Origin of the sequence: Bradyrhizobium sp. JYMT SZCCT0428, assembly GCF_018131075.1 — a bacterium.
Classification (GTDB): domain Bacteria; phylum Pseudomonadota; class Alphaproteobacteria; order Rhizobiales; family Xanthobacteraceae; genus Bradyrhizobium.
In genome coordinates this window covers 141,330-160,782 of the sequence record NZ_JAFCLS010000018.1, presented here as the reverse complement: position 1 = coordinate 160,782, position 19,453 = coordinate 141,330, and the positions used below count along the sequence as shown (strand labels likewise).

At 58.5% G+C, this 19,453-nt stretch carries 23 protein-coding genes and 1 tRNA gene; 13 read left to right on the top strand and 11 right to left on the bottom strand.

Annotated elements, in window-relative coordinates:
* A partial coding sequence (locus JQ575_RS20360; protein WP_212034980.1) for a porin occupies window positions 1-195 on the bottom strand: 195 nt, incomplete at its 3' end.
* A 236-nt stretch (window positions 196-431) separates the two neighbouring features.
* Here JQ575_RS20360 and JQ575_RS20355 point away from each other — a divergent pair.
* Entirely contained in the window at window positions 432-2,048 is a 1,617-nt protein-coding gene (locus JQ575_RS20355; protein ID WP_212034979.1) for a tyrosine-type recombinase/integrase, read from the top strand.
* Window positions 2,049-2,107: 59 nt separating this feature from the next.
* A complete protein-coding gene (locus JQ575_RS20350) occupies window positions 2,108-3,067 on the top strand; it encodes a ParB/RepB/Spo0J family partition protein (protein WP_212034978.1) in 960 nt (319 codons plus the stop codon).
* A 484-nt stretch (window positions 3,068-3,551) separates the two neighbouring features.
* Here the strand turns inward: JQ575_RS20350 and JQ575_RS20345 are convergent, their stop codons facing one another.
* Together JQ575_RS20345 and JQ575_RS20340 are read right to left on the bottom strand one after the other, a co-directional pair.
* On the bottom strand, window positions 3,552-4,100 hold the full coding sequence (locus tag JQ575_RS20345) for a recombinase family protein (protein ID WP_212034977.1): 549 nt from the start codon (window positions 4,098-4,100) through the stop codon (window positions 3,552-3,554).
* A 194-nt stretch (window positions 4,101-4,294) separates the two neighbouring features.
* The gene (locus JQ575_RS20340) at window positions 4,295-5,845 is read right to left on the bottom strand and encodes a porin (RefSeq protein WP_212034976.1); all 1,551 of its coding nucleotides are present in this window, start codon (window positions 5,843-5,845) and stop codon (window positions 4,295-4,297) included.
* Window positions 5,846-6,763: 918 nt separating this feature from the next.
* Between JQ575_RS20340 and JQ575_RS20335 the strand changes: the two genes are divergently transcribed.
* Window positions 6,764-6,857: transfer RNA gene (locus tag JQ575_RS20335), tRNA-Ser, on the top strand.
* Window positions 6,858-7,395: 538 nt separating this feature from the next.
* Complete coding sequence (locus tag JQ575_RS20330) at window positions 7,396-7,578, top strand: hypothetical protein (RefSeq protein ID WP_212034975.1); 183 nt, start codon at window positions 7,396-7,398, stop codon at window positions 7,576-7,578.
* Between the two features lie 254 nt (window positions 7,579-7,832).
* On the opposite strand, the gene JQ575_RS20325 is transcribed toward JQ575_RS20330, so the two are convergent.
* Together JQ575_RS20325 and JQ575_RS20320 are read right to left on the bottom strand one after the other, a co-directional pair.
* A complete protein-coding gene (locus JQ575_RS20325) occupies window positions 7,833-7,997 on the bottom strand; it encodes a hypothetical protein (RefSeq protein ID WP_212034974.1) in 165 nt (54 codons plus the stop codon).
* A 641-nt stretch (window positions 7,998-8,638) separates the two neighbouring features.
* Window positions 8,639-8,941, bottom strand: a complete 303-nt coding sequence (locus tag JQ575_RS20320) for a hypothetical protein (protein WP_212034973.1) — start codon at window positions 8,939-8,941, stop codon at window positions 8,639-8,641.
* A 554-nt stretch (window positions 8,942-9,495) separates the two neighbouring features.
* Between JQ575_RS20320 and JQ575_RS45745 the strand changes: the two genes are divergently transcribed.
* The 3 genes from JQ575_RS45745 to JQ575_RS20310 all read left to right on the top strand — a co-directional run bounded on the left by JQ575_RS45745 (window position 9,496) and on the right by JQ575_RS20310 (window position 10,330).
* On the top strand, window positions 9,496-9,621 hold the full coding sequence (locus JQ575_RS45745; protein ID WP_283813480.1) for a hypothetical protein: 126 nt from the start codon (window positions 9,496-9,498) through the stop codon (window positions 9,619-9,621).
* A 114-nt stretch (window positions 9,622-9,735) separates the two neighbouring features.
* Complete coding sequence (locus JQ575_RS20315; protein WP_212034972.1) at window positions 9,736-9,963, top strand: hypothetical protein; 228 nt, start codon at window positions 9,736-9,738, stop codon at window positions 9,961-9,963.
* 208 nt (window positions 9,964-10,171) lie between these two features.
* The gene (locus JQ575_RS20310) at window positions 10,172-10,330 is read left to right on the top strand and encodes a hypothetical protein (RefSeq protein ID WP_212034971.1); all 159 of its coding nucleotides are present in this window, start codon (window positions 10,172-10,174) and stop codon (window positions 10,328-10,330) included.
* 225 nt (window positions 10,331-10,555) lie between these two features.
* On the opposite strand, the gene JQ575_RS20305 is transcribed toward JQ575_RS20310, so the two are convergent.
* Window positions 10,556-10,732: a hypothetical protein gene (locus JQ575_RS20305; RefSeq protein ID WP_212034970.1), complete on the bottom strand. Its 177-nt coding sequence runs from the start codon at window positions 10,730-10,732 to the stop codon at window positions 10,556-10,558.
* A 1,451-nt stretch (window positions 10,733-12,183) separates the two neighbouring features.
* On the opposite strand from JQ575_RS20305, the gene JQ575_RS20300 reads away from it, so the two are divergent.
* Window positions 12,184-12,408, top strand: a complete 225-nt coding sequence (locus tag JQ575_RS20300; protein ID WP_312015976.1) for a hypothetical protein — start codon at window positions 12,184-12,186, stop codon at window positions 12,406-12,408.
* A gap of 701 nt (window positions 12,409-13,109) precedes the next feature.
* Here JQ575_RS20300 and JQ575_RS20295 read toward each other — a convergent pair.
* The 3 genes from JQ575_RS20295 to JQ575_RS20285 all read right to left on the bottom strand — a co-directional run bounded on the left by JQ575_RS20295 (window position 13,110) and on the right by JQ575_RS20285 (window position 14,934).
* On the bottom strand, window positions 13,110-13,298 hold the full coding sequence (locus tag JQ575_RS20295) for a hypothetical protein (RefSeq protein WP_212034969.1): 189 nt from the start codon (window positions 13,296-13,298) through the stop codon (window positions 13,110-13,112).
* 539 nt (window positions 13,299-13,837) lie between these two features.
* Window positions 13,838-14,065, bottom strand: coding sequence for a hypothetical protein (locus JQ575_RS20290; RefSeq protein WP_212034968.1), 228 nt, complete (start codon window positions 14,063-14,065; stop codon window positions 13,838-13,840).
* 413 nt (window positions 14,066-14,478) lie between these two features.
* Window positions 14,479-14,934: a hypothetical protein gene (locus JQ575_RS20285; protein ID WP_212034967.1), complete on the bottom strand. Its 456-nt coding sequence runs from the start codon at window positions 14,932-14,934 to the stop codon at window positions 14,479-14,481.
* A 177-nt stretch (window positions 14,935-15,111) separates the two neighbouring features.
* Here JQ575_RS20285 and JQ575_RS20280 point away from each other — a divergent pair, with 177 nt between their 5' ends.
* Window positions 15,112-15,657: a PRC-barrel domain-containing protein gene (locus JQ575_RS20280; protein ID WP_212034966.1), complete on the top strand. Its 546-nt coding sequence runs from the start codon at window positions 15,112-15,114 to the stop codon at window positions 15,655-15,657.
* Window positions 15,658-15,764: 107 nt separating this feature from the next.
* Here JQ575_RS20280 and JQ575_RS20275 read toward each other — a convergent pair whose 3' ends face one another.
* Window positions 15,765-16,073, bottom strand: a complete 309-nt coding sequence (locus tag JQ575_RS20275; protein WP_212034965.1) for a hypothetical protein — start codon at window positions 16,071-16,073, stop codon at window positions 15,765-15,767.
* Window positions 16,074-16,436: 363 nt separating this feature from the next.
* On the opposite strand from JQ575_RS20275, the gene JQ575_RS20270 reads away from it, so the two are divergent.
* The 4 genes from JQ575_RS20270 to JQ575_RS44720 all read left to right on the top strand — a co-directional run bounded on the left by JQ575_RS20270 (window position 16,437) and on the right by JQ575_RS44720 (window position 18,130).
* Complete coding sequence (locus JQ575_RS20270; protein ID WP_212034964.1) at window positions 16,437-16,847, top strand: hypothetical protein; 411 nt, start codon at window positions 16,437-16,439, stop codon at window positions 16,845-16,847.
* 16 nt (window positions 16,848-16,863) lie between these two features.
* A complete protein-coding gene (locus JQ575_RS20265) occupies window positions 16,864-17,067 on the top strand; it encodes a hypothetical protein (protein ID WP_212034963.1) in 204 nt (67 codons plus the stop codon).
* Window positions 17,068-17,368: 301 nt separating this feature from the next.
* Window positions 17,369-17,683, top strand: coding sequence for a hypothetical protein (locus JQ575_RS20260; RefSeq protein ID WP_212034962.1), 315 nt, complete (start codon window positions 17,369-17,371; stop codon window positions 17,681-17,683).
* Between the two features lie 54 nt (window positions 17,684-17,737).
* A complete protein-coding gene (locus tag JQ575_RS44720; protein WP_249166776.1) occupies window positions 17,738-18,130 on the top strand; it encodes a hypothetical protein in 393 nt (130 codons plus the stop codon).
* A 773-nt stretch (window positions 18,131-18,903) separates the two neighbouring features.
* Here the strand turns inward: JQ575_RS44720 and JQ575_RS46115 are convergent.
* The gene (locus JQ575_RS46115; RefSeq protein WP_212034961.1) at window positions 18,904-19,425 is read right to left on the bottom strand and encodes a hypothetical protein; all 522 of its coding nucleotides are present in this window, start codon (window positions 19,423-19,425) and stop codon (window positions 18,904-18,906) included.
* Window positions 19,426-19,453: the final 28 nt, after the last annotated feature.

The window sequence follows — 19,453 nt, the reverse complement described above, 5'->3', positions numbered from 1 at the left end:
TTCAACGCGCAGGTAGCCACCCAGCTTGATGCAGGTGTCCGTGCCGGGGATGTAGTAGAAACCAGCACCGTACAGGGAGCAGATCCTCACGTACTCGACCGCTTTGGCCTTGACGGGAAGATCGGCAGCCTGTGCTCCGCTCATGGCGACCAGACCCGCCGCTGAGCCGAGAATAAGGCTCTTAACCATCTTCATGATAACCTCCAAGTTGCTCTGTAGGGAAGGTTCCGGATCCGCCGGGTGCAAACACCCTAAGGTTGGTTCCCTTAATCCCATGAAACCCGCTTAGTCGCTTCGCGCCTTCGGACCACTCCCGCTTAACGCGAGGGACTTAAGCGATCTGGGGAACCGGAGCGTCGAGGTCTGTAAGATCAATAACTTATTGATTGCCAACGCCATTTGGATGCCGATAAGTACAAGGCGTCGTACAAATGGTGGTGCTTGTGGCTAAGCTGAAGCGGACGACCACTGGAGCGTACGTTGCTCGGAAGGTAATCCCGAAGGACATTCGGTCCGACTATGCTGCCCGCTACGGGATGGCCTGGGAGGAAAAGTTCTATCTTGGCCACCCCGCTTCCCAACACGAAGCCAAGGCGCGCTTCGGCGAGTGGTTGGCGGACATTGAAATGCGGATCGGCAAACTTCGTGCCTCAAGGCAGCAGGCCCCTGAGCCTCTCACCCGCCAAAACGCTTATGCCTTAGCAGGCGTCTGGTACGCTTGGTTCATCGCTCGCCAAGAGAAAGACATCTGCACGCCGGGACACTGGAACGCCTTAGCGAACAGCCTGATGTGGGACATAATCCGCCCTCATGCCCCCGAAGAGTACGAAAATCGTCCCGAAGATGATCCGCATTGGGATTGGCAATATGACGTAGAGGTGCGCGCAGCAATAAGACCAACGATAGCGACAGACGCTCAGACAAGAACCTTCCTGATCGAACACGGTAAGAGCTTGACGCCCGACGCGAATAATCTGTTTATTGATGCTGTCGCAGGCAGCCTGTACAGCGCATTCGTGCGCTTGGAAAACATTGCGCGCGGCAATTATGCGTCCGACGGCACACTCGCTTGGTTTCCGCAATACGAGAGACCTGCCGAGCCTGGCCACCGCCTTGGAGTGAAAGCCTTGTTCGAGGCTTGGGCAAAAGCAGTCCAGCCAGCGACAAGCACAATCGACCGATGGTCGGCTGTATTCAATGCTGCTGATGAACATTTTCCGGATGCCGCTGACATAGAGTTCGCCGGCGCTAAGCCGTGGATGAACGGCCTAATCACTGAGGAGCGTTCGGCGCACACGGTCGCCACGGTTTGGAAAACGGCGCTCAAAACCCTGTTCGCTTGGGGCATGGCGGAGAAACTAGTCAAGAGCAATCCGTTCCGTGACGTCCGGATCAGTGTGCCCCGCAAGAATGTCGAGCGAGAAACCAAAGCTTTCAGCCAGGATGAAGCCAAGGTTATTCTTGCCGCGGCCCTTACCTGTAACGATAGGAAATCCTTTGATGAACGAGCGCGACGCTGGGTGCCATGGATTTGCGCCTACAGTGGAGCGCGTGCGGGTGAGATTACGCAACTGCGCGGGATCGACATCCTGCAAAGAGGCAACGATTACTTCGCGCGCCTTACACCGTCTGCCGGAAAGATTAAAACGCGTAACGCGCGGACCATTCCTCTGCACGAACACTTGGTCTCACAGGGCTTCCTCGAGTTCGTCGACAGGGCAAAGGGCGGTCCGCTGTTTTATGATGTTGAGAGGATGACTGCTTCACCGCCTGGCAAGAAGAGGCCGCGACAGAGCGCGGCGGAACGTACGCGCGGCCGCTTAGGAGCATGGGTACGCTCTCTCGGGATCACCGATCTTGAGCTAAGTCCGAACCATGCATGGCGACATACGTTTAAAGCACAAGCGGCGCGAATTGGGATGGATGAGCGCTATAGCGACGCGATCACCGGCCACACACCACCGACGACGGGTAGGACCTACACCAAGCCAATTCCTGAGGACCTGGCCGAAGCGATTAGAAAATTCCCGCCATACAGCGTGGGTTGAACGGCTGGCCAGCCGTAACAAGACCCACACGGCAATTATGCAACTTGCGAGGCTTGAGGATGGCGAAGAAGATTAGACCGCAAAGATCACGCAGGCCTCCGAGGCTTCGCGGGTCCGAGATAGTTCAGCCCGGAGATACTGGGCACACGCTGGCCGACATTGCGGCGTTACTCGCAAAGACAGATGCCTCTTTTGAGCAACCAAAAGGGCGCTGCAACCTCAAGAGGGACAGCATCTTCGTTGCTGCTAAGGCCTTCCAATGGCGATTGCCGAATGAGAACGAGGGCGCACGCGATGACCACATCCAGACACTGGCGAACGCGATTAGAGATACAGGAAAGCCCCTGGACCCGATCCTCGTGTTCACCGTGGGAGACGCGTTCTACGTGGTTGATGGCCACCACCGGCTTGCAGCTTACGATACAGCACAATGGCGGAAGATGATCCCGGCGACGGTGTTCGAAGGAACGCTTGAGGGCGCGTCAGATGCTGGGCGGGCGGGCAACATCAGAGACAAGCTCCCGATGTCCCGCAACGATAAGCGAGAAGCTGCGTGGACGCTTGGGAAGCGCGACCCGCTGCCGACACGAGAGTGGATCAGCAGTGAGACCGCGGTGTCGCCCAGCAGCATCGACGGGATGCGGAAGGTGCTTAAGGCCCTCAAGGCCAAGGGAATTGAAGCGGCGACCATCGACGGCATGACCTACGCGCAGGCACTTGGCAAGATGAGCACTGACGATGGCGGAGAGCCATGGGAACCTGAGACTTGGATGCAGAAAGCGGCCGACAAGATTGTCAAGAGGATCGAAGCGGCAGGCATTGGGTTCCTGCTCCGACAGGATCATGAAATCGCGGCGATTGCCTTGGAGCGAGTGAACGCTGCCTTAGTCCACACGTTGGTCGCTGAGTGGTTGTGGAGACCCGAGAACCAAGAGTTAGCCGACGAGTTCATCGCAGACCAGCGGGAGCGCAAGGAACTGGAGGCGCGCAGGGTGCCGGAGGAGCCGCAGAGGTTCTGAGGAAGGCCTCGGGGGAACTCGTAGGTGGTTCATGAGGGGCTCACATGCACATAGCGCGTATTTTGTGAGGTCGGATACGAGCGTTTTGGTGGTCGTTGGACGCCGTGAGAAGCCCATGCAATTAACTGGCGGTACGGGGGTAGCCCTAGAATGTTGTCGCAAACTAAGCCGGAGGTCGCTCTTGTCGAGGCTCTGCTTAGCGCCGCCCAGAGGCACCTGAGGAACTCCCTAGACTCGTTTGCGTTCATTCCCGCTCAGGGTAGCGGCCTCTTCAGAGGCTCTGAGGGACTCTCCAGAGTCCAGCAAACGGCATCGGTGGAAATGCCCAAGAAACGTTTTGAAGCTGTGAGGGCAACCAGCAATCCAGTGCAACACACTGCAGCGTTCGGTCTAGCAGCAGCGGTTGTAAAGCCCCTGCAGTTTGAAGTCGCGCTTGGGAAAATTCGGGGAATTTGAGGGCGAGCATGGGACCCAAATCACCGGCTCATCCGGCTCCCTCGAGAGCGCGGTAAACAGACGCGCGCCCAATGTGGAGAGCCTTAGCGATTGCCGTTGCACCGAGGCCCTGCGCGGCCATCTCGCGAACCATCGAAGGATCAATGCTCGCTTTGCGACCCTTGTACACGCCCCGAGCCTTGGCATCGGCGATGCCCTCAAGCTGGCGTTCCTTCCTGAGATTGGTCTCGAACTCTGCGAACACCCCAAGCATATCGAGGAAGGCCTTGCCTGCTGCCGTGCTTGTGTCGATGGGTTGTTCGGAAGCCTTAAGAGCAGCGCCCTTCCCGCGAACAGTACGGACGATGTCCTGAAGGTCTCCAATGCTGCGTGCGAGCCGATCAATGCGCGTCACCATCAGAACGTCATCCTTGCGAAGGAACTCCAGGACTGTCTGAAGCTCTGCGCGCCCGGCTGTGGTCGTCCCGCTCCGCTTCTCTGAACGGATCACTTCGCATCCAGCAGCACGAAGGGCGGTCTCTTGAATTTCAAGGTTCTGATCAATTGTGCTCACGCGAGCGTAGCCAATGATGGTCATGGTGAGTGCCCTTTGTCTCGTTAGGTTCTAGACCCGCGACAATACTGTCTCAAAATTGGCAAGTCAATCCTATTGAGACGGAGATGACGTCTCATCTGTGTGTGTCGCTGGGCTATACCCTTCCGATACAACACAGCAAAAACCCCGGCAGTTTCCCGCCGGGGTCTCGCTTAGACGTTGATAAGACGACTGGATTACCAGTTGCGCTGAGCGCGGAGCAGCAGGCTCACGGTGTTCTGGTCCTTCAGCTCGTACACGGCTGCCGGCTTGGCTACACCGGCAATTCCTGCTGCCGCAGCAACCACTCCGACATGCTTCTGGTCGAGATGCATCCAGGTGGCATCTGCCGAGAACGTCAGGCCCTTCACCGGGGTCCAGCGAGTGATTATACCCGCCTGAGCGATGTTGAAGTCCGGGTTACAGGTGGTGATACCAGCGGTGACCGCGCCAAAGGTTCCGAGAGCACCGCAGATCAGCGCGGTACCAGCGCCCTTGTAGTTCACCGCAGCGTAAGCACCGTAAAGGCCCGTGCTCCAGTAGGGATCCCAGTTGTGGTTGTAACCACCGCGGAAGCCCCAGGTCTGCACCGTGTCAATTCCGGTTCCTGTCGCGTAGATGCCGTCAGCTGCGGCTGCGAGGCCAACGCTCTGATAGGCACCCGGCAGATTGGTGCCGCCGTACATCGCGAAGTTCTGACCAACCAAGCTTTGGAGGTTGTAACGCGTTGCACCGTCCGTGTAGACAGCTTGCAAGTTCAGAGTGTCACCCGCTCCGGTCGGGAGGTTCTTGATCTGCAAGGCACCCTGCACAGCCCAGCCCCACTTGTCGCCGGGATGACCGGTTGGTTCAAAGCCGCCGTAATAACCAGCATGGTTGTTATGCCCAACGGCCGACAACTGGAACAGACCCCAAGCCTGGTCGACCTTGAGCACGCCGATGATGTCGGGAGCCCTGGTTCCACCGAAAGCGCTGGCGCCGTAGCTACCGCCGGCGAAGCCCGGACCGGTGAAGAGACCGGCACTCGCGTTGATCAGATTGCTCTGAGTGTGAGCAGTCGGATCCTGGAGCGACAAGGTGCCCGACACGCCGTTTCCGAACTGAGCGGTGTAAGTCAACTGGTTGACGCCGGTGACTTGGCCGCTACCGCCGACGAGACCGTCGTAGTTGTTGGCGGGATAGTTAACCCAGGGAGCGTCGAACTGGGAAATCGTTTTACCCATGGTGAACCCAGCGAACTGGATGAACGCATGGTAGACGCCGAGCGAACCGCCCGCGATACCACCGTCAGACGGGTTACCAACGCCACCAAAACCACCGGACTGGGCAGCCGCAGAGTAGAAGGTGCCGCCAGCGCCAGTACCGGCGTATGTGCCTGTCGTCCAAGAGAACGTCGCATCGAAGTAGGTGCGGACGACGCCGTATTCGGTCGCAGTGCGCGTATCGATGTTGAAGTCTTGGCGAGAACGAGTGGTGTAGTAGTTGGTCAAGCGATTTTGCGCGCCCAGCTGCGCGGCGGTGGCGGAATTGTAAACTGAGCCGTTGAATGCCGTTTCAACGCGCAGGTAGCCACCCAGCTTGATGCAGGTGTCCGTGCCGGGGATGTAGTAGAAACCAGCACCGTACAGGGAGCAGATCCTCACGTACTCGACCGCTTTGGCCTTGACGGGAAGATCGGCGGCCTGTGCTCCACTCATGGCGACCAGACCCGCCGCTGAGCCGAGGATAAGGCTCTTAACCATCTTCATGTTAACCTCCAAGTTGTTGCCCGGTACGAAAGGTCGTACAAAGCTGATAAAAGCGCCGTTGAAACTACCAAGGAAAACAACGGCTCCTCGTAGCGCGGGTGGACTTAAGCGAACCACCTAACGGGACGACCTCGGGATGCCCCCCTCCGTCGCGTGATCACAATTACCGAGGACTTCTGCACACGCAACAAAGGAACCGCTTCCAGACGCATGACTCAGCGCCTTTTCCAAAGGGTGTTGCACAAATAACACGCGGACGTGATCGGGATTTCTCCATAACTAATTGTTTCAAATAGATATTTTTTGAAAGCTCCATTTGCCTCTAGAATTGTCGCTGGCGACGGGCCGACGGGCGGTTTTCCCTCTTCGGACGTATTGCGGCGTCGAATCGAGGACCCAAAATCACCGAATCCCGTCAGACCGTCACACTCGTGGTGAAATGAGGATCGGCAAAACGACCGCCGTAATGCCCGTTCGCCGCCATATAACCATCGCAGCCATATAAAGGCTCCGTGGCCGCGGGCGTCGCTTTACCGGAACGGCTGCGGCAACGAACGGCTCAGCGGAATCGCGCCCAGGATTGCAAAAGGCCCTGTTAGGGACGGCCGAAACGCGCCTTTACCCTGGCAGACACCCCGGCTCATCCGAATCCGCGGTGAATGGCGCCGAATCGCTGACAGCGTGTCGCCTGACACACGCGCGAAATGATCCCAAAGTAGCCGTTATTGAGCGGACGCCACCTGACCGCCTGTCCGCACGGGGCTCCGAAGCCCGCAAGGAAGCCTCTCAAACCGGCGCCGCCAGATGCGAATTGGCGTACCAGCCGCGCCAGGAGGCGGCAGCGTCGCTAAATGACCCCGGCGTAACCTGAATCTGCCGCTTGCGGCCCGCCCTCGCGTCGGGCATATCCGCCCTCACGGAGCTGTGGCCGAGAGGCTGAAGGCGGCGGTTTGCTAAACCGTTATAGGGTTGTAAAGCCCTATCGAGGGTTCGAATCCCTCCGGCTCCGCCAATTATTCGAACAACACATTAAAAATAAAGACTTATTCTGAATAACCCCAAGCATAACTACATCTGTACCCACATTCCATTTTTGCCCCTCAAGGCAATTCGTATTTTTTTCCAGTTGCGTAATTCTACGCAAAACGGCCATTCGCTTTGGTGTGAGTGGATTCGTATTTTAAGTGCCCTCGCCTATCTAAGCCGCATGCGTATTAGCGTCCGCCGCGGTAGGTGAGTGGCTTCCTTCCTTCCGCTTTATCCGGAGCGAAAGTTTCAGCTCGTGCGCTTTAACTGCGACGGCCGCAACACCCCTACCCACCTCGACTGCTATTTGCGAGCCCGGCATTTTTTGAGCCATGCCGCGAAGCCTGGCGATGTCATCTTCGGACCAGCGTCGACGATCCATTTCAACCCTCCTCACTTTCCTACCAAAACAAATCGGGAAAATTAGGAAAGTTCCTGTACGGCTGGCGAAGAAAAACCCGCCGCTGCTTTTCGTGATGGATCATTTGAGCAGCCTGTGATGGGCGCCGTCTGGGGAAACTGCGATGAAGCTGCTCAACGAATATTTGGACCACGCGCTCTCTTTTGAACGGTTGGCGGCCCACGAGGAGAGGCCGGAGGTCAAAGCGCAGTTCGAGGAGCAGGCAGCAGCATATCGAAAACTAGCCGATCGCGCGGCAAGGTATGGGCTTCCCGCCCCTAGCCCGCCATCGCAAGCCGCCGGATAATTAGCTGGCCCAATCGAAATTGCGGGCGGGGCATTCCAATGAAGGACTACCAAACCTATTGGAAAGGCTGCGCACTGACGCCGCCGAATGCGGGTTGATTTACGTATGAAACAAAAGGGCCGTGCCGGTCTTGGTTCAGGGGGCGGACTCAACTCGCGCAAATGCGGAGGCTGCCATGTGCGGCAAGTGCGTTGAACTAGAGAGGCAGATCGATAACTTTCAACGCCTGCATGCAACGCGATGACAGGCTAGCATCAGCTTTGACCGCAGAAGCTATCGGCGTCCTTCAAGCCGAAAAGGCGACGCTGCATCCAGAGGATAAGGAGCAATGCCGCCCATAGCACATTCGGCGTGAGGACCTTTAAGCCGCCGCACGCGTTCTGTGAATGTTGGGCGATCCAGAACGAAGCTTCAGCCATGAGCACTATTCCACTTGACGTACAAAGACGCTTCGAGCGCCGATGGGCTGCTCAATTCGGTTCGCTGGCAAAGCCGGCCTTATCAAAGACCGTCCGATTGAAAGTCCCACCGAACATTCCTCCGCGCGCGGCAAAAGCCAAAGAAAAACCCGTCGGGGTGAACCGGCGGGCTTGATTGGCTGACGAGCGGGGACTTAGGCAGCGAGTGAACTGTCACCGCCCTGCAACATGCAGATTGTTCCGCTGCGGGGACACAAACTAAGACTTCCCCGGCCGAAAGTCTTGCGCCAGCCTCGACGTTATCGGGACTGGGAGTATTTTTATTGCACTGACAATCAGTTTTCCCGGACAAGGCCGCAGCGCGCAACGCCTGCGGCCTTTTTCATTGGCCAGAAAAGCCGGCTCAAAATACCGGTTTGTGAATGCAAAAACGCGCGGCGCCACAACTCTCCCATCATCCGCTGTAGGAACCTTTCGCAGGCCGCGGAGTCGGACTCGTCGCCCTCCGGTCATCTTTCCCCGCTGGCCGGTTGGCAAATCCAAGTGACGGCTCCAGTGCACCGCCGCGCGCTGGGGCCGTTCTTTCCAATACTCCGAGGATTCGCATTCCCGCCCCCTCGCCTATCTAAGCCGGATGCGAATTAGCGGTTGATGGGTTTCAGAGGGCCGCCTTGCGCTTTTGCGGCAGCCGCTCGATCAAGCGCGGCGTTGAGTTCTTGCGAAAGCTTCGACCGTTCGTCAGGTGTCATGGCAGGTATTTTTCGCTTGGGCGAGGGATCAAACACCGCAGGATAACTGCTAGTTTTTTGTGACGTTGGCACTTCAGCTCGCGCGTCCATCAGTGACGAGCCAGCTGAACTCGCACATCCTCCGAGCAACAGGCTGGATAGCAAGATCACCGCTGGGGCGAACGGAGGCAGCTTTAGCTGATATGCAATACTCATGGTCCCGTCGTCTATGAGAATTACGCATCAATTGTGTCCTGCGAAGTTCCTTTCAGAAGTGAGCGTGAACCAGTACGCGCGATCGACGGGACCGCAGGGCGGGGCTGCACATGTTGCATGTGCATTTAGTGCCGGTCTCGCTGGCGGAGTTCCATCCAGTGCGCGCATAGTGCTCATCGAAACCTGCCCCGTTAGGGGACGAATGCGCCGGAAGAATTGCCATCCGCCGCCTGGTCGAGATCGGGCTGAGGGCGAAGAAGTGACCAGCAGCGCGCCTTGGTCGAAAGAAGAGGATCAACGCCTCCGCGATTTAGCGCAATCGGGCTTAGGAAGCGAAGACATTGCCACTCATATGAGGCGATCAAGATCGGCGATACGCGCAAATGCTGAAAGGCTGGATATCACCATTGCCTGTGGTCGAAATGAGAAGGTCACAGTCCGCCGGCTTTTACAGCTGGGGCTGAAGGCGAAGAAATAGGATGCTCTCAACGATACAATATCCCAGTAAATACGCTAAAGCTGTTCTCAGGCCGGTTTTAGGGAGGGAGGCGCGCATGAGGGCGATCGGCATCGCGGTAATCGTGGTTTCCTGCCTCGCGATGGTTTTCATCGTTTTCCATTACCAGCGCAGCCAGAACCAGATCGACCAGATGCTAGGAACAACAGCGGACACGAGGTGATGCGTTCGCCTGTATCAGCATCGCCTACTCTCACCATAAGTTATGTGGTCGTTCCGCCGACCGCTGTTCGGCACGCCGCAGCGCTGTGGGGCGGGGGCTAAAGGCGAAGGGAAAATGAAGAGGCGCATTATTCAGCCGTGGACGCCTGAAGATGACGATCGCCTTCGCAAGCTCGCCGCGGAAGGCCGCACCTCAGTAACGATCGCGGAACGGATGAAGCGGACACCGGCATCTGTTCGCGGCCGGGCAAAGGCCATTAACGTCGTACTGATGAAGGCGAAAGGCGTCACACGTCTCCCCATCACGTTGGGAGACCTGGGGCTGAAGGCGAAGAACAAATGATAACACGGCGGGCGCCATACAAAACGCGCCGCTGGACGGAAGCCGAGGTGGCTGCGCTACGGTCAATGGTCCAGGCCGGAAAAGACGCCCGGAGCATCGGTAAGGAACTTCACAGGTCTTTTATGGGCGTCCAAGCTAAGGCGAAGAAACTGAACCTAGCTGTGCGCCGCATGAGGGCATGACTGCCCGAACGCTGGGATCGCTAGCAATGCCAGAATACCGCGCTTATTTGCTCGACCGGGACGGCCATATTCTGCAAGACGCAGAAGCCGCCAGAGAGCAAGCGAAGCTACTCGTTGGCGGCCACGACGTTGAGCTGTGGCGTGGCGCCGAGAAGATCGCCACCTTCAACCATCTCGACGGCTAGCCGTTGCTGCGCCAGTTGGCGGCACGCTTAACTGGACGATTGTCTTAACGCTTCACGAGCCGCGCGACCCGCCGGTGGTCGTCAGACCACACCTCGATAACCGGATGCAGCTCTAGGTATTGCCGAGCTTCCTGCTCTGCGGTTTTCGTATCGGTGGCCACCAGGTCGTACCGGGCCAGCGCCGTGTGCCGCTGAGGTCGACGGCGTAGGCTACAAATTTCATGGCTAACGATCGTCCATCACCTTGCTGATATCAGGCTGCTCAAGGCCGTTGGCGCGCTGGCATTCGCACGGCATCCCCGCGCCGCACTCGCAGCCCTTGTCGCGGTCCCAAGCCTTGTACGGGTGGTTCTCGCACACCCAGCCTAGACCGTGGCAGATGGGGCAATCGGGATCGATCATGCCTCACCAATTGGTGCACGTTGCGCTTTGTTCCAGTCGCAAAATGGGTTTCGGAAGCCAATATCAGAGCAAGCGATTTGCCGAGCCGCTTAAATCTTCTAGCCTCAAAAAGCGGCCCCAGCAGGGGCTGGCTGTGCTGGGGCCGCCCATTCCAGCCGCAGCGCCGAAAAATGCGCCAGCGGTGCCCACAATTAACGCAGCTTGTTGGATCGTTCCGAGCTACTTTGGAGTACCTCCGCCGCCCCTTCGTAAACAAGCCGTCCGTTTGGAACAGCTGGGCCGGGACATTAGTTTAAAAATTTCATTCTAAGTCTGTTTTTTACCGTGGAGTAAAATTGTGAGTGACGTGGAAGAATTTAACAGACTAGTCGTCGGCGCTCGCTTCAAGATCAGTGAACTCGGAGCCGCTCGATTGCGATCGCTAGCCGGAAAGACTGGGATCGTTGTCGAGGTTTTCTTGTCGCTTGCTTGCTCGCTCTGGTTGCCGAAAACTGCGGCTTGTCGAGATCTTGGCTGAAGGGCTAAGAAATGACTAAGACACCGGGCAAAGCTGAACCACAGAAGCCGATCAGCAAAGCCGAGCGCGAAGCGCGTAAGGCATTCCGCCAAGTCGACGCCGAAAAGGCAATGACCGAGCACGAGATCGCGCAAAAGGCGTTCTCAAAAACCGCGAGCGTCTCAAGGCCGAGCGGCTGGGGCGCGAGGCTGCAGCGCCACCGCCCACAAAAGCCCAACCCAAGGCGAAGAAATGACAGCTCCGAGTCCAGCGAGACGGCGTTGGACCTCCGAAGAGGAGCAGAAGCTTGATGAGCTTCTCGATGCCGGAAAGGAAGCCGCCGAGATAGCTGTTGAACTGAATCGAACACGCCAAGCTGTCTATGCTCGATTGCAACGGCGGTACAGAAAACGAGCAAAGCAGTTCGGCTTGTCCAGCTCCGGCTGAAGATACAGCGCAATCCCGAGTATGCCGCGGCAGTTACGAACCCAAGCGCTGGGATCGTTTGCCTAGACGCCGCGAGCGCGCTTCAATGGGGGCATGTCCGCCCTCACCCGCCGCCCTCACCCCGAACGCTCCGACTGCTGGCACGTCTTTTACGGTGACGTTCAGGTAGGCACGATCGCGATCCAGTCCGGCCTGATGGGACGTCGGCTTCTACCCGGCATCACATCGCGGTCGTTCCCGCAGCGGCTACACGCCAAGCTTCGACGAAGCGAGAGCCGGCTTCGAACCGGGCGTGGACGGACTATCTGCCGCGGTGCACGGAAGCCGACTTCGTCGAGTACCGGCGCCAGCGCGCCTGGACGGCATGGAAAGACGCCATGCATGACGCGGGCCTGCCGCTGCCGACTCAATTGAGTCGTGGACGGGCGCGCTGTTTCTGTGGCGCGGCGATCGATATAGCGGTAACCGACCGTCACGTTCACGAAGCGCATATGGATTCGCAGCAAGCATGAAGTTCAGCACCGACCGCCCCTATTCCGATCCTGAAAAGGCTGCGCGCAAGCTGCTGGAGATCGCCAACGCGACCGAGCCGGTAGACGGAAAGATCTACATCGAGAAGATAAACGCGCCGATGCTGTACCAGGAGCGCGCCACCCCGGCCGAATACAAAGCTGGGCTTGATCTGCGATATCCCGCGGCTGGCTGTTGCTGCACGAGTCCGGAACCTTCGTGAAATTCACGCCGGCCGGCGCGGAGCTGTTCGCTTGATCGGTTGTGGCGGCTTCAGCTCGCCTTGCGCGGGGTCAATGGGCTAACGCGCCGTCTCATCGATTCCCAACTGCCACCTCGGCAATACCCGAAAGGATGTGTGCTCGACCGAAACGCGCGCGGCCTTATGCTTTTGCTTCCCGTTGATGTGGGAGGCCGGTTTTGCAAGCGCTCTGCAAGTCAGCCTGTCGCGTTCCATCACTCCAGGCAGGGTGCGTCGGGCCTCTCTCCAGCGACGCTCAGCCTCCTTCAGGAGGTCTTTGTCTAGCGGGTCGATTGGTTTGAAACGTTGCCCGTCAGTCATCATGCTCCTTTCAGGAGCGGTCCCAGCAAGGGCGGGAGGCCGCGCTGGGGCCGTTCATTCCAACCCGCGGGCAACGCGAAAAAGCGACCAACGGCGAGCCAAATTACCGTAAGTGGGTTGATCGTTCAGAGCTACTTTGGAGTACCTCCGCGCCAGAATCCCTCAGCGCCATCCGCCGGCTTCCGCCGGCTTGTAGAATTGGGCTTCACCGCGCGCGGTTGTTTCGATCCGGCATGCGCACGCGAAAACGTCCCGGCCCGCGGGCGCGCAAGAATGCGCATCAGATCGCGTGCAAGGCTAGAACATGCGCATGCTCGGTTTTCATGGGCCAGCGCACCCCTCGCCCGCCATCGGCGATGCGCTCAATGCGGGCAAACCAAGGGTGATGTACTAAACCGGCCGTCTATAATTTTGGCTTTTGCTCCAATGGTCTTGCCGACTCCGCCGGTAACGGCATCAAGCTCATCGTCTCGCAAGACCGCCATGTCGCCATTGCCGTGCGGCGATTTGTTCTCTAGAGCGATTTCATTCTTTCGGGCGATAATGTCCATTTTCGGCCGCTCCTCTCCTACAGCTCCACGGTGGGTCTGTTCCATTGATCGAGAACGAAATGTCAGATTGCTTCGCAGATCGCTGTGACCTCGGTCACGGATCGAAGACGCGGTAGCGCGATCCTGCCTAGGTGTTCCTGGCGCGAATGGCCGTCATGTGCACCGCCACGAGGCGCGGCAGTTCAATCCAAACGCCAAAGAGCATCACTGGGGGTCAAAGCCCTACCCGCGCCGGCGCGCGGCTGTCTATGATCTATCAAAATTGAAGCCGGCTTGAGGCCCGTGAGCGTGAATAATTTCCAACACCTCAAGAACTTCGGTCCCGTGCGTCCGCCGCGGTCGGTGCTATCAGTGCGATGCGACCGCACCCGGCGAGATACAGCGACCGCACCCAGCCGATGCCGGCGCGTGTCTTGCCAAAACCGCGACCGGCGAGCAGCAACCAGATTGACCAGTCGCCAGGCGGTGCCAGTTGCGACGGGCGCGCCTTCACTATCCAATCATTGGCGAGGGTGTCTCGCAGTTGCCCGAAGATGGACCTACGCTGCATGAGCATCGATGCCCTCCAGCGCCTTGGCATCGATCCTGGGCGAGTTGAGCCAGCCGTCCATATGGGCCGCCGCTTCGGTCTGCCGCGCCTTTCTCAGGGCCGCGTCGCGGAGCGGTCCATGAGGCAGGATCATCGCCGCGTCTCGCAGATTTTGCGCTTCTTCGAGAAGGCGCTCTGTTGGTGATTCTGAGTATCTGAAACGACGCCCTGTTTTCATGACGCTCTCCTTTCGATCGGAGGAAGGCGGGAGCGCTACCAGGCGTTCTCCTCACAGATAAAACGCCGCAAGACGGGCTGCGAACGTTGAGCGTGCGCCTCGGTCCGGGGGATAGCCAGTCTTATATTTTGTTTCGGGCGCGAAACTTTACAGGAATGGCTCAAGTGGCTGAAAGTGCTGCTTCGGCTCATCAGGACACTGCAAACTTTTCCGGCCACGTTCGGGAACAAGTGGCAATGTTTGACCTTATCCCCGCGTCTGAAGGATACGGACATAGAACCCCTAAACGGCCTCAGCGCGCTTCCCCCCGCGCGCTGAGGCCGTTCTTTTTCAAGATTACGCTGCAGCAGCGACCAACGTTGTCGTCAGCTCGCCGCCTCGACGACCTCGATCCCTCCCGGCCCGCGGACGTCTCACAGGTTAAACAGTTGCGGATTGCTCGTGACGTATTCGGCCCAAAGCTCGCGCATCATCCGCCTGACGTCCTCGGCCCTGAAGCCACTTCCATTCGGATGTTTGTTTGCGAGTTGACCTGAGCGTTCGATTCCCGAAAAGGGATCGCCCGGATATGGCGTGAAGGCTGCGTCGGTCGGCTTATGGACGATGCCTTGCGGAGTGATATTGAACTGGTCGCGCCTGACTAAAGTGCTCTCCATCGCCGACATCCTGCCGCCACAGGTCAAAAGGCTGAACGATACCGTGCAGGGAAAAGCGAAGAAGTGAGGATAAGTTCCTGGCATTCGGATCAGACGAAAGCTGCACGCTGGGTGCTGCCATTCCATCGGTTGGTAATGAACGCAAACAAGTGCGGTACCAATCGTTTCGTGGCTACTGATTTTGAATGGGCCGCCGCAAATCAAAAACAGCAAAGAAAAACCCTGCCGACCGCAGGGACTAACTTCCCCAATTGCCCCTTGTTCCCGGTCTAGTGCGCAAGCGGCTGCGCGGCGACTGTCCCCCTCATCGTGTGCGGTGGGCTACGGCTCTCTGGAACATTTGATCTTCTGTTCTGTTCTCCAAGAACTGTTTTAACACTGGAGGATGAAATGAAGACCCTCGTCACTGCCGCTCTCTTGAGCGTTGCCGTAATTAGCGCCCCGGCCTATGCCCAGACCGCCCAGCCCGCTGATCGCGCTGCCCCGGCCGCAACCACCAGCCCGGCGGCTTCCAACAAGATGATGCTGAAGGGAAACTGGCGCGCGTCGAAACTCATGGGCCTCGACGTCTACAATGAAGCCAATGAGAAGCTGGGTGATGTCAACGAAATCATCCTGGACAAGAACGGCAAGGTCAGTGCCGTCGTTATCGGCGTCGGCGGCTTCCTGGGAATGGGCGAGCACGACATCGCCGTTTCCATGGACAAGTTGAAGTTTATGGAAGAGCCCGCCCGCACCGCCTCAACCGCTCCGGCGACGACAACCGCTCCGGCGACGCCGCGTGATAGCACGACCGGCACGGCCACAGCCCCGGCGAACACGGCCCCCGCGCGCACAGCCGGCGCCAATGATTGGGTACCCGATCATGCCGTGATGAGCGGCACCAAGGAGCAGCTCAAGGCGATGCCGCAGTTCAAATATTCGGATTACAACTAAGCTCGAAAGTGAGGGGGTCCATCCTGGGCCCCCTTTTTCGTAACGATTCTTCCGCCGCTGCGCGGCAACGTCATTTTCTCCGGATCCTATCCGGATGACGAAAAACGCTAGCTTCGGGGGCTGGCCGGAGGCGTCGTCGACGTTTGTGGCGGCGCGGGCTGGGGCTCGCCAGTCCCGTGGGGCACACAGGTGCCGACATTGCTTAGCAGCCGTTTGGCCTGCAGATCACGCGCTCTGGCGTACTCGCGCCGTCGCTCGAAGGTGACGGCAGCCCCTCGATCCCAGGCCTCGAATGCATCAGCATAGTGCTTGCGCATCTGTTCTTCCGCGGCGAGACACTCGGAGAACTTCTCAAACACCAGGTTTGTATTCACGGGCGTGATGCCGCCGACCAGGACCACAAGCATCCATTTCATCATCCGCGCCCACTGTTGCCCTGCACACAACAGCGAGAACCCTGTTAAGTTCCAGAAGTCGGGAACAAGTGGTAATGAGCGGCGTTGAACGTTCCGTCTGGAGGATACCGGACATATGGAAACGGCCTCAGCGTCCTAACCCCGAGGCTGGGGCCGTTTCTTCTCGCTTGGTCATGAGACGTCGCCGACCTCCTGGCGTCGCCGGCCGGCACGGATTTGTTTGCCCGGACGCGATTCACAATTTCGGCGACGCGACAAGGCGTGCAGCCGTCGACGAGCACCCGGACGGTGTTCACATTTGAACCTGCCAGCCTTCACTCGTCACTCATCCCGGAGGTCTTCGTGGCCGATGGGAGAGTAAACTTGCCAAATTCGCCGTTCGAGACGATTGCGATCGCCGACGTGGTTGACCGGTTGGGACTGGAAAACCATTTTTCGTTCCACGACTATGACGACGACGGCCGCGCTATCCGGCACTATGCCGGGGACGCCATCATCGAGGGTGACCTCGACCTTGATGCGCTTTTTTGGAATGGCGTCGCGGGCATCTGGGCCGAGAAGGATTTGATCGTTGGCGGCACCATCTTCAACTGGGAGATCGATACGCCGGCCTGCTTCCTTGCCGTCGGTCGCGACCTGCGCTGCAAGAACCTGGTCGCGAGCAGCGCCGACATCAGGATCGCGGGGGATGCGCGGATCGATGGTCTACTGAGCTCGACCTACAATCACGGCTTTATCGAAGTCGGCCGGAACGTCCACGCACTTCGTCATTGATGATCACACGACGATCGTGCGCGGGAACGCCGAAGCACGCGGCTGGAAAGACGCCGAGCACGTCGAGGTCGCGCTGCCGGTCAGTTCCTGGATCGCGGAAGTTCGGCCCGAGTTCAAGGCGGAGTTCTTCGACGCCGACGGTGGCATGACTTGCCCCAACGGCAATGTCGAGCTGGTGCAAGCGCTGCTCGGAGGACGAGAGATCCTGCGCAACCTCTAGCGGATGTTAAGCCCTGATAGATCCGGCCCATGTTGCTGGAAGCGCGCAGGGAGTCGCCATTCGGGACGAAAAGCGGCGATCGACCGCGCGTTAGAACCCAAGAAGGAGCGGTTAGACCCGCCGTAAAGCTTGCGCGCTCGCTCGGGTTGCCGGATTCACGAATGTCCGGGGATTACCCCAAAAGGCCCACGCACGGGATCGAATATTCTTGTTAACGAATAGACCCGATGGGTGTTTCGAGTGACGGCTTCGGTGCCTCCTTCTGCAGGCTGGCATTGTCTTCTGGACCGGGAGTTCCGTTATGCGTCGCTCACCGTCGATCGTGCCGCGAGAAGCCGACCGGGACGTCTACCTGGTGCTGGACGATTTCGGCACCCGTTTAGGTCGAGCATGGCGCGAGACCGACGAAGCAGGTGCCGATCGCGCGACGCTGATCCAAGACCTTATGAACGACCAATGTGGACATCCGGCGCGCATCGTAGCGTTCAATACCGCCGACGGCTGGTCGCGGGACGTGACAATGGATATCGCCGACGAGCTGCGCCGGCGATATGTCGAGTACGATCAAGTGCCGCGCTCCGTGCAGGAGTTCTTGGAGACGGCTATCCGGCGCTAATTTGGATCCGCAATCGCGACAAATTCGGCCCGTCCGGGGGTGAAGGCCCAAAAAATGAGTACGGATAAACTTCAGGCGATGGACAAAGTTCTTGCGGAGATATTCCGCGAGCCTCCACTAATTTCGACCCAGATTGTGCCCCCGCCGGCAACTTCCTTTGACCAACCAAACGAAGAGGAGCCTTCTGTTCAAGCCCCTGCAGTTGACGCTCCATCCGATGCTGAAGATGCGGTGAGACGGGCAGGACAAGCAAAGTCATTGCTGGAAGGACTTAGCCTTGACACCGCGATCCGCCTCCGCTGGGCGATGCGCGATATCAGGGCCCAACGAACGAAATTGACGCCCGTCAGCGAAAATGACCTAGCGGCGCTCATGGACTTGGGCTTCGTCGAGATGCGAGAAGGTATACCGAATCTCACCGGTTTAGGTGTCCTCGTGCTCGATTGAGCCCTGCCGGTCGAGATCGGCCACAGCCTGTGAAGTTTACTACGGCCGGCGCCGATCTGTTTGCTTGAGCAGGCCCGCCGGGTTCAGTTGGCCATTAATCCAGAGATCGGCCTGGTCCATCGGGTCGCCCCGGTCACATCTCTCGCAGGTGTAGATGGCGCCTAGCAAGGCGCCGGCTCCCGCTGGCGCGGACCTCGGACAGGCCTTCGATGGCAAAAGTCGTTCGCGCCATCTCCCATCCGGAAGTATTGCAGCAACCCGACCAGTTGGAAGGCGTTCGCTCCTTCGACTGGGCCATTACCGGCCGCAATAATGCAGGTGAGTGCTCACTGGCCGTTCAACGTCGGCCCCGCCCGTTTCCTTGCGGTCTCGACGAATCCGGGGAAAGGCGCCTTCACGCCAATCGCCGCGGTCGAGGTCAGGGACGCGCTTTTTCAGAGCCAGCCGAATAGCTCCCCGATCTGATACCCGAGACCGAGGATATGAAGTCTCGGTGCAGGCAAGTCGATCTTTTGGCGCCATCGAACAACACGGTAACGCCCGTATTGCTATTGCTCACCTCGACAACGATTCCGGTCAGGTTTGCCAGCTCGGGGCATCGAGCAGCACCTAGCCTACTCATCTTGAAGCGAGTCCCGACAACTATCCTGTCGTTTTCCCGAGCCATCTCAAATCTTAAAAAAAAGAATTCGCTAAAGCGCAATAATAAGAATCAGCGGACACTTAATGCGTGCAAGTTGACAAGGATTAAACCTCTCAAGCCAAACTTTCCATCACCCTTTTGGGTGAGCTACTTCGGCAAAAATGAAGTTCTTGCGGGCCTCCGGACGATCCAGCAGTTCGGCGGGAAGATCCTTCAGCGGACTGGCGAAGGCGATGCGGAGCTTCTGCGTCCGCTTGTACCGATCGGTCGCGGGAGAACTGGATTTCCTTCTGCCACACGTCGGCTTTGCCGCGCGCACTCCACAGATCGATCTGGAAGGCCAGCGTGTCCGGCCGCGGCCGACTGTGGAGTGCCGAGGTGTGTGGGAAACGAGCCCACCGTCCCAATAGTACTCGCCGTCGATCTCGGTGGCCGGGAAGCGGGCGGCAGCGAACCGCTGGCGATGATATGCGCGAGATCGATGCGATGGGCTGCGGACTGCGCCGCGCGCAACAGCGATCTGGATGCGGCGGGTGCGACAAAACAACCCGACGGGCAAATCAGTTCTGGTTTTCGGAAATAATGTCAAGCCCAAGAATAAAAAATATTTCGCTTTTACAGAACGGCAAATCAGGTGCATATCTTTGGCCATCCCGTCCTGGTCAGAAGGGTGTCGGCCG

Coding starts and splice junctions, on each gene's coding strand:
- JQ575_RS20280 (WP_212034966.1), top strand. CDS start 15,112: ATGAAGACCCTCGTCACTGCCGCTCTCTTGAGCGTTGCCGTAATTAGC.
- JQ575_RS46115 (WP_212034961.1), bottom strand. CDS start 19,425: ATGGCCAAAGATATGCACCTGATTTGCCGTTCTGTAAAAGCGAAATAT.
- JQ575_RS20290 (WP_212034968.1), bottom strand. CDS start 14,065: ATGAAAACAGGGCGTCGTTTCAGATACTCAGAATCACCAACAGAGCGC.
- JQ575_RS20305 (WP_212034970.1), bottom strand. CDS start 10,732: ATGATCGATCCCGATTGCCCCATCTGCCACGGTCTAGGCTGGGTGTGC.
- JQ575_RS20325 (WP_212034974.1), bottom strand. CDS start 7,997: ATGGCTGAAGCTTCGTTCTGGATCGCCCAACATTCACAGAACGCGTGC.
- JQ575_RS20350 (WP_212034978.1), top strand. CDS start 2,108: ATGGCGAAGAAGATTAGACCGCAAAGATCACGCAGGCCTCCGAGGCTT.
- JQ575_RS20295 (WP_212034969.1), bottom strand. CDS start 13,298: ATGGACATTATCGCCCGAAAGAATGAAATCGCTCTAGAGAACAAATCG.
- JQ575_RS20340 (WP_212034976.1), bottom strand. CDS start 5,845: ATGAAGATGGTTAAGAGCCTTATCCTCGGCTCAGCGGCGGGTCTGGTC.
- JQ575_RS20355 (WP_212034979.1), top strand. CDS start 432: ATGGTGGTGCTTGTGGCTAAGCTGAAGCGGACGACCACTGGAGCGTAC.
- JQ575_RS20345 (WP_212034977.1), bottom strand. CDS start 4,100: ATGACCATCATTGGCTACGCTCGCGTGAGCACAATTGATCAGAACCTT.
- JQ575_RS20260 (WP_212034962.1), top strand. CDS start 17,369: ATGCGTCGCTCACCGTCGATCGTGCCGCGAGAAGCCGACCGGGACGTC.
- JQ575_RS20330 (WP_212034975.1), top strand. CDS start 7,396: ATGAAGCTGCTCAACGAATATTTGGACCACGCGCTCTCTTTTGAACGG.
- JQ575_RS45745 (WP_283813480.1), top strand. CDS start 9,496: ATGAGGGCGATCGGCATCGCGGTAATCGTGGTTTCCTGCCTCGCGATG.
- JQ575_RS44720 (WP_249166776.1), top strand. CDS start 17,738: ATGAGTACGGATAAACTTCAGGCGATGGACAAAGTTCTTGCGGAGATA.
- JQ575_RS20300 (WP_312015976.1), top strand. CDS start 12,184: ATGAAGTTCAGCACCGACCGCCCCTATTCCGATCCTGAAAAGGCTGCG.
- JQ575_RS20275 (WP_212034965.1), bottom strand. CDS start 16,073: ATGAAATGGATGCTTGTGGTCCTGGTCGGCGGCATCACGCCCGTGAAT.
- JQ575_RS20315 (WP_212034972.1), top strand. CDS start 9,736: ATGAAGAGGCGCATTATTCAGCCGTGGACGCCTGAAGATGACGATCGC.
- JQ575_RS20320 (WP_212034973.1), bottom strand. CDS start 8,941: ATGAGTATTGCATATCAGCTAAAGCTGCCTCCGTTCGCCCCAGCGGTG.
- JQ575_RS20310 (WP_212034971.1), top strand. CDS start 10,172: ATGCCAGAATACCGCGCTTATTTGCTCGACCGGGACGGCCATATTCTG.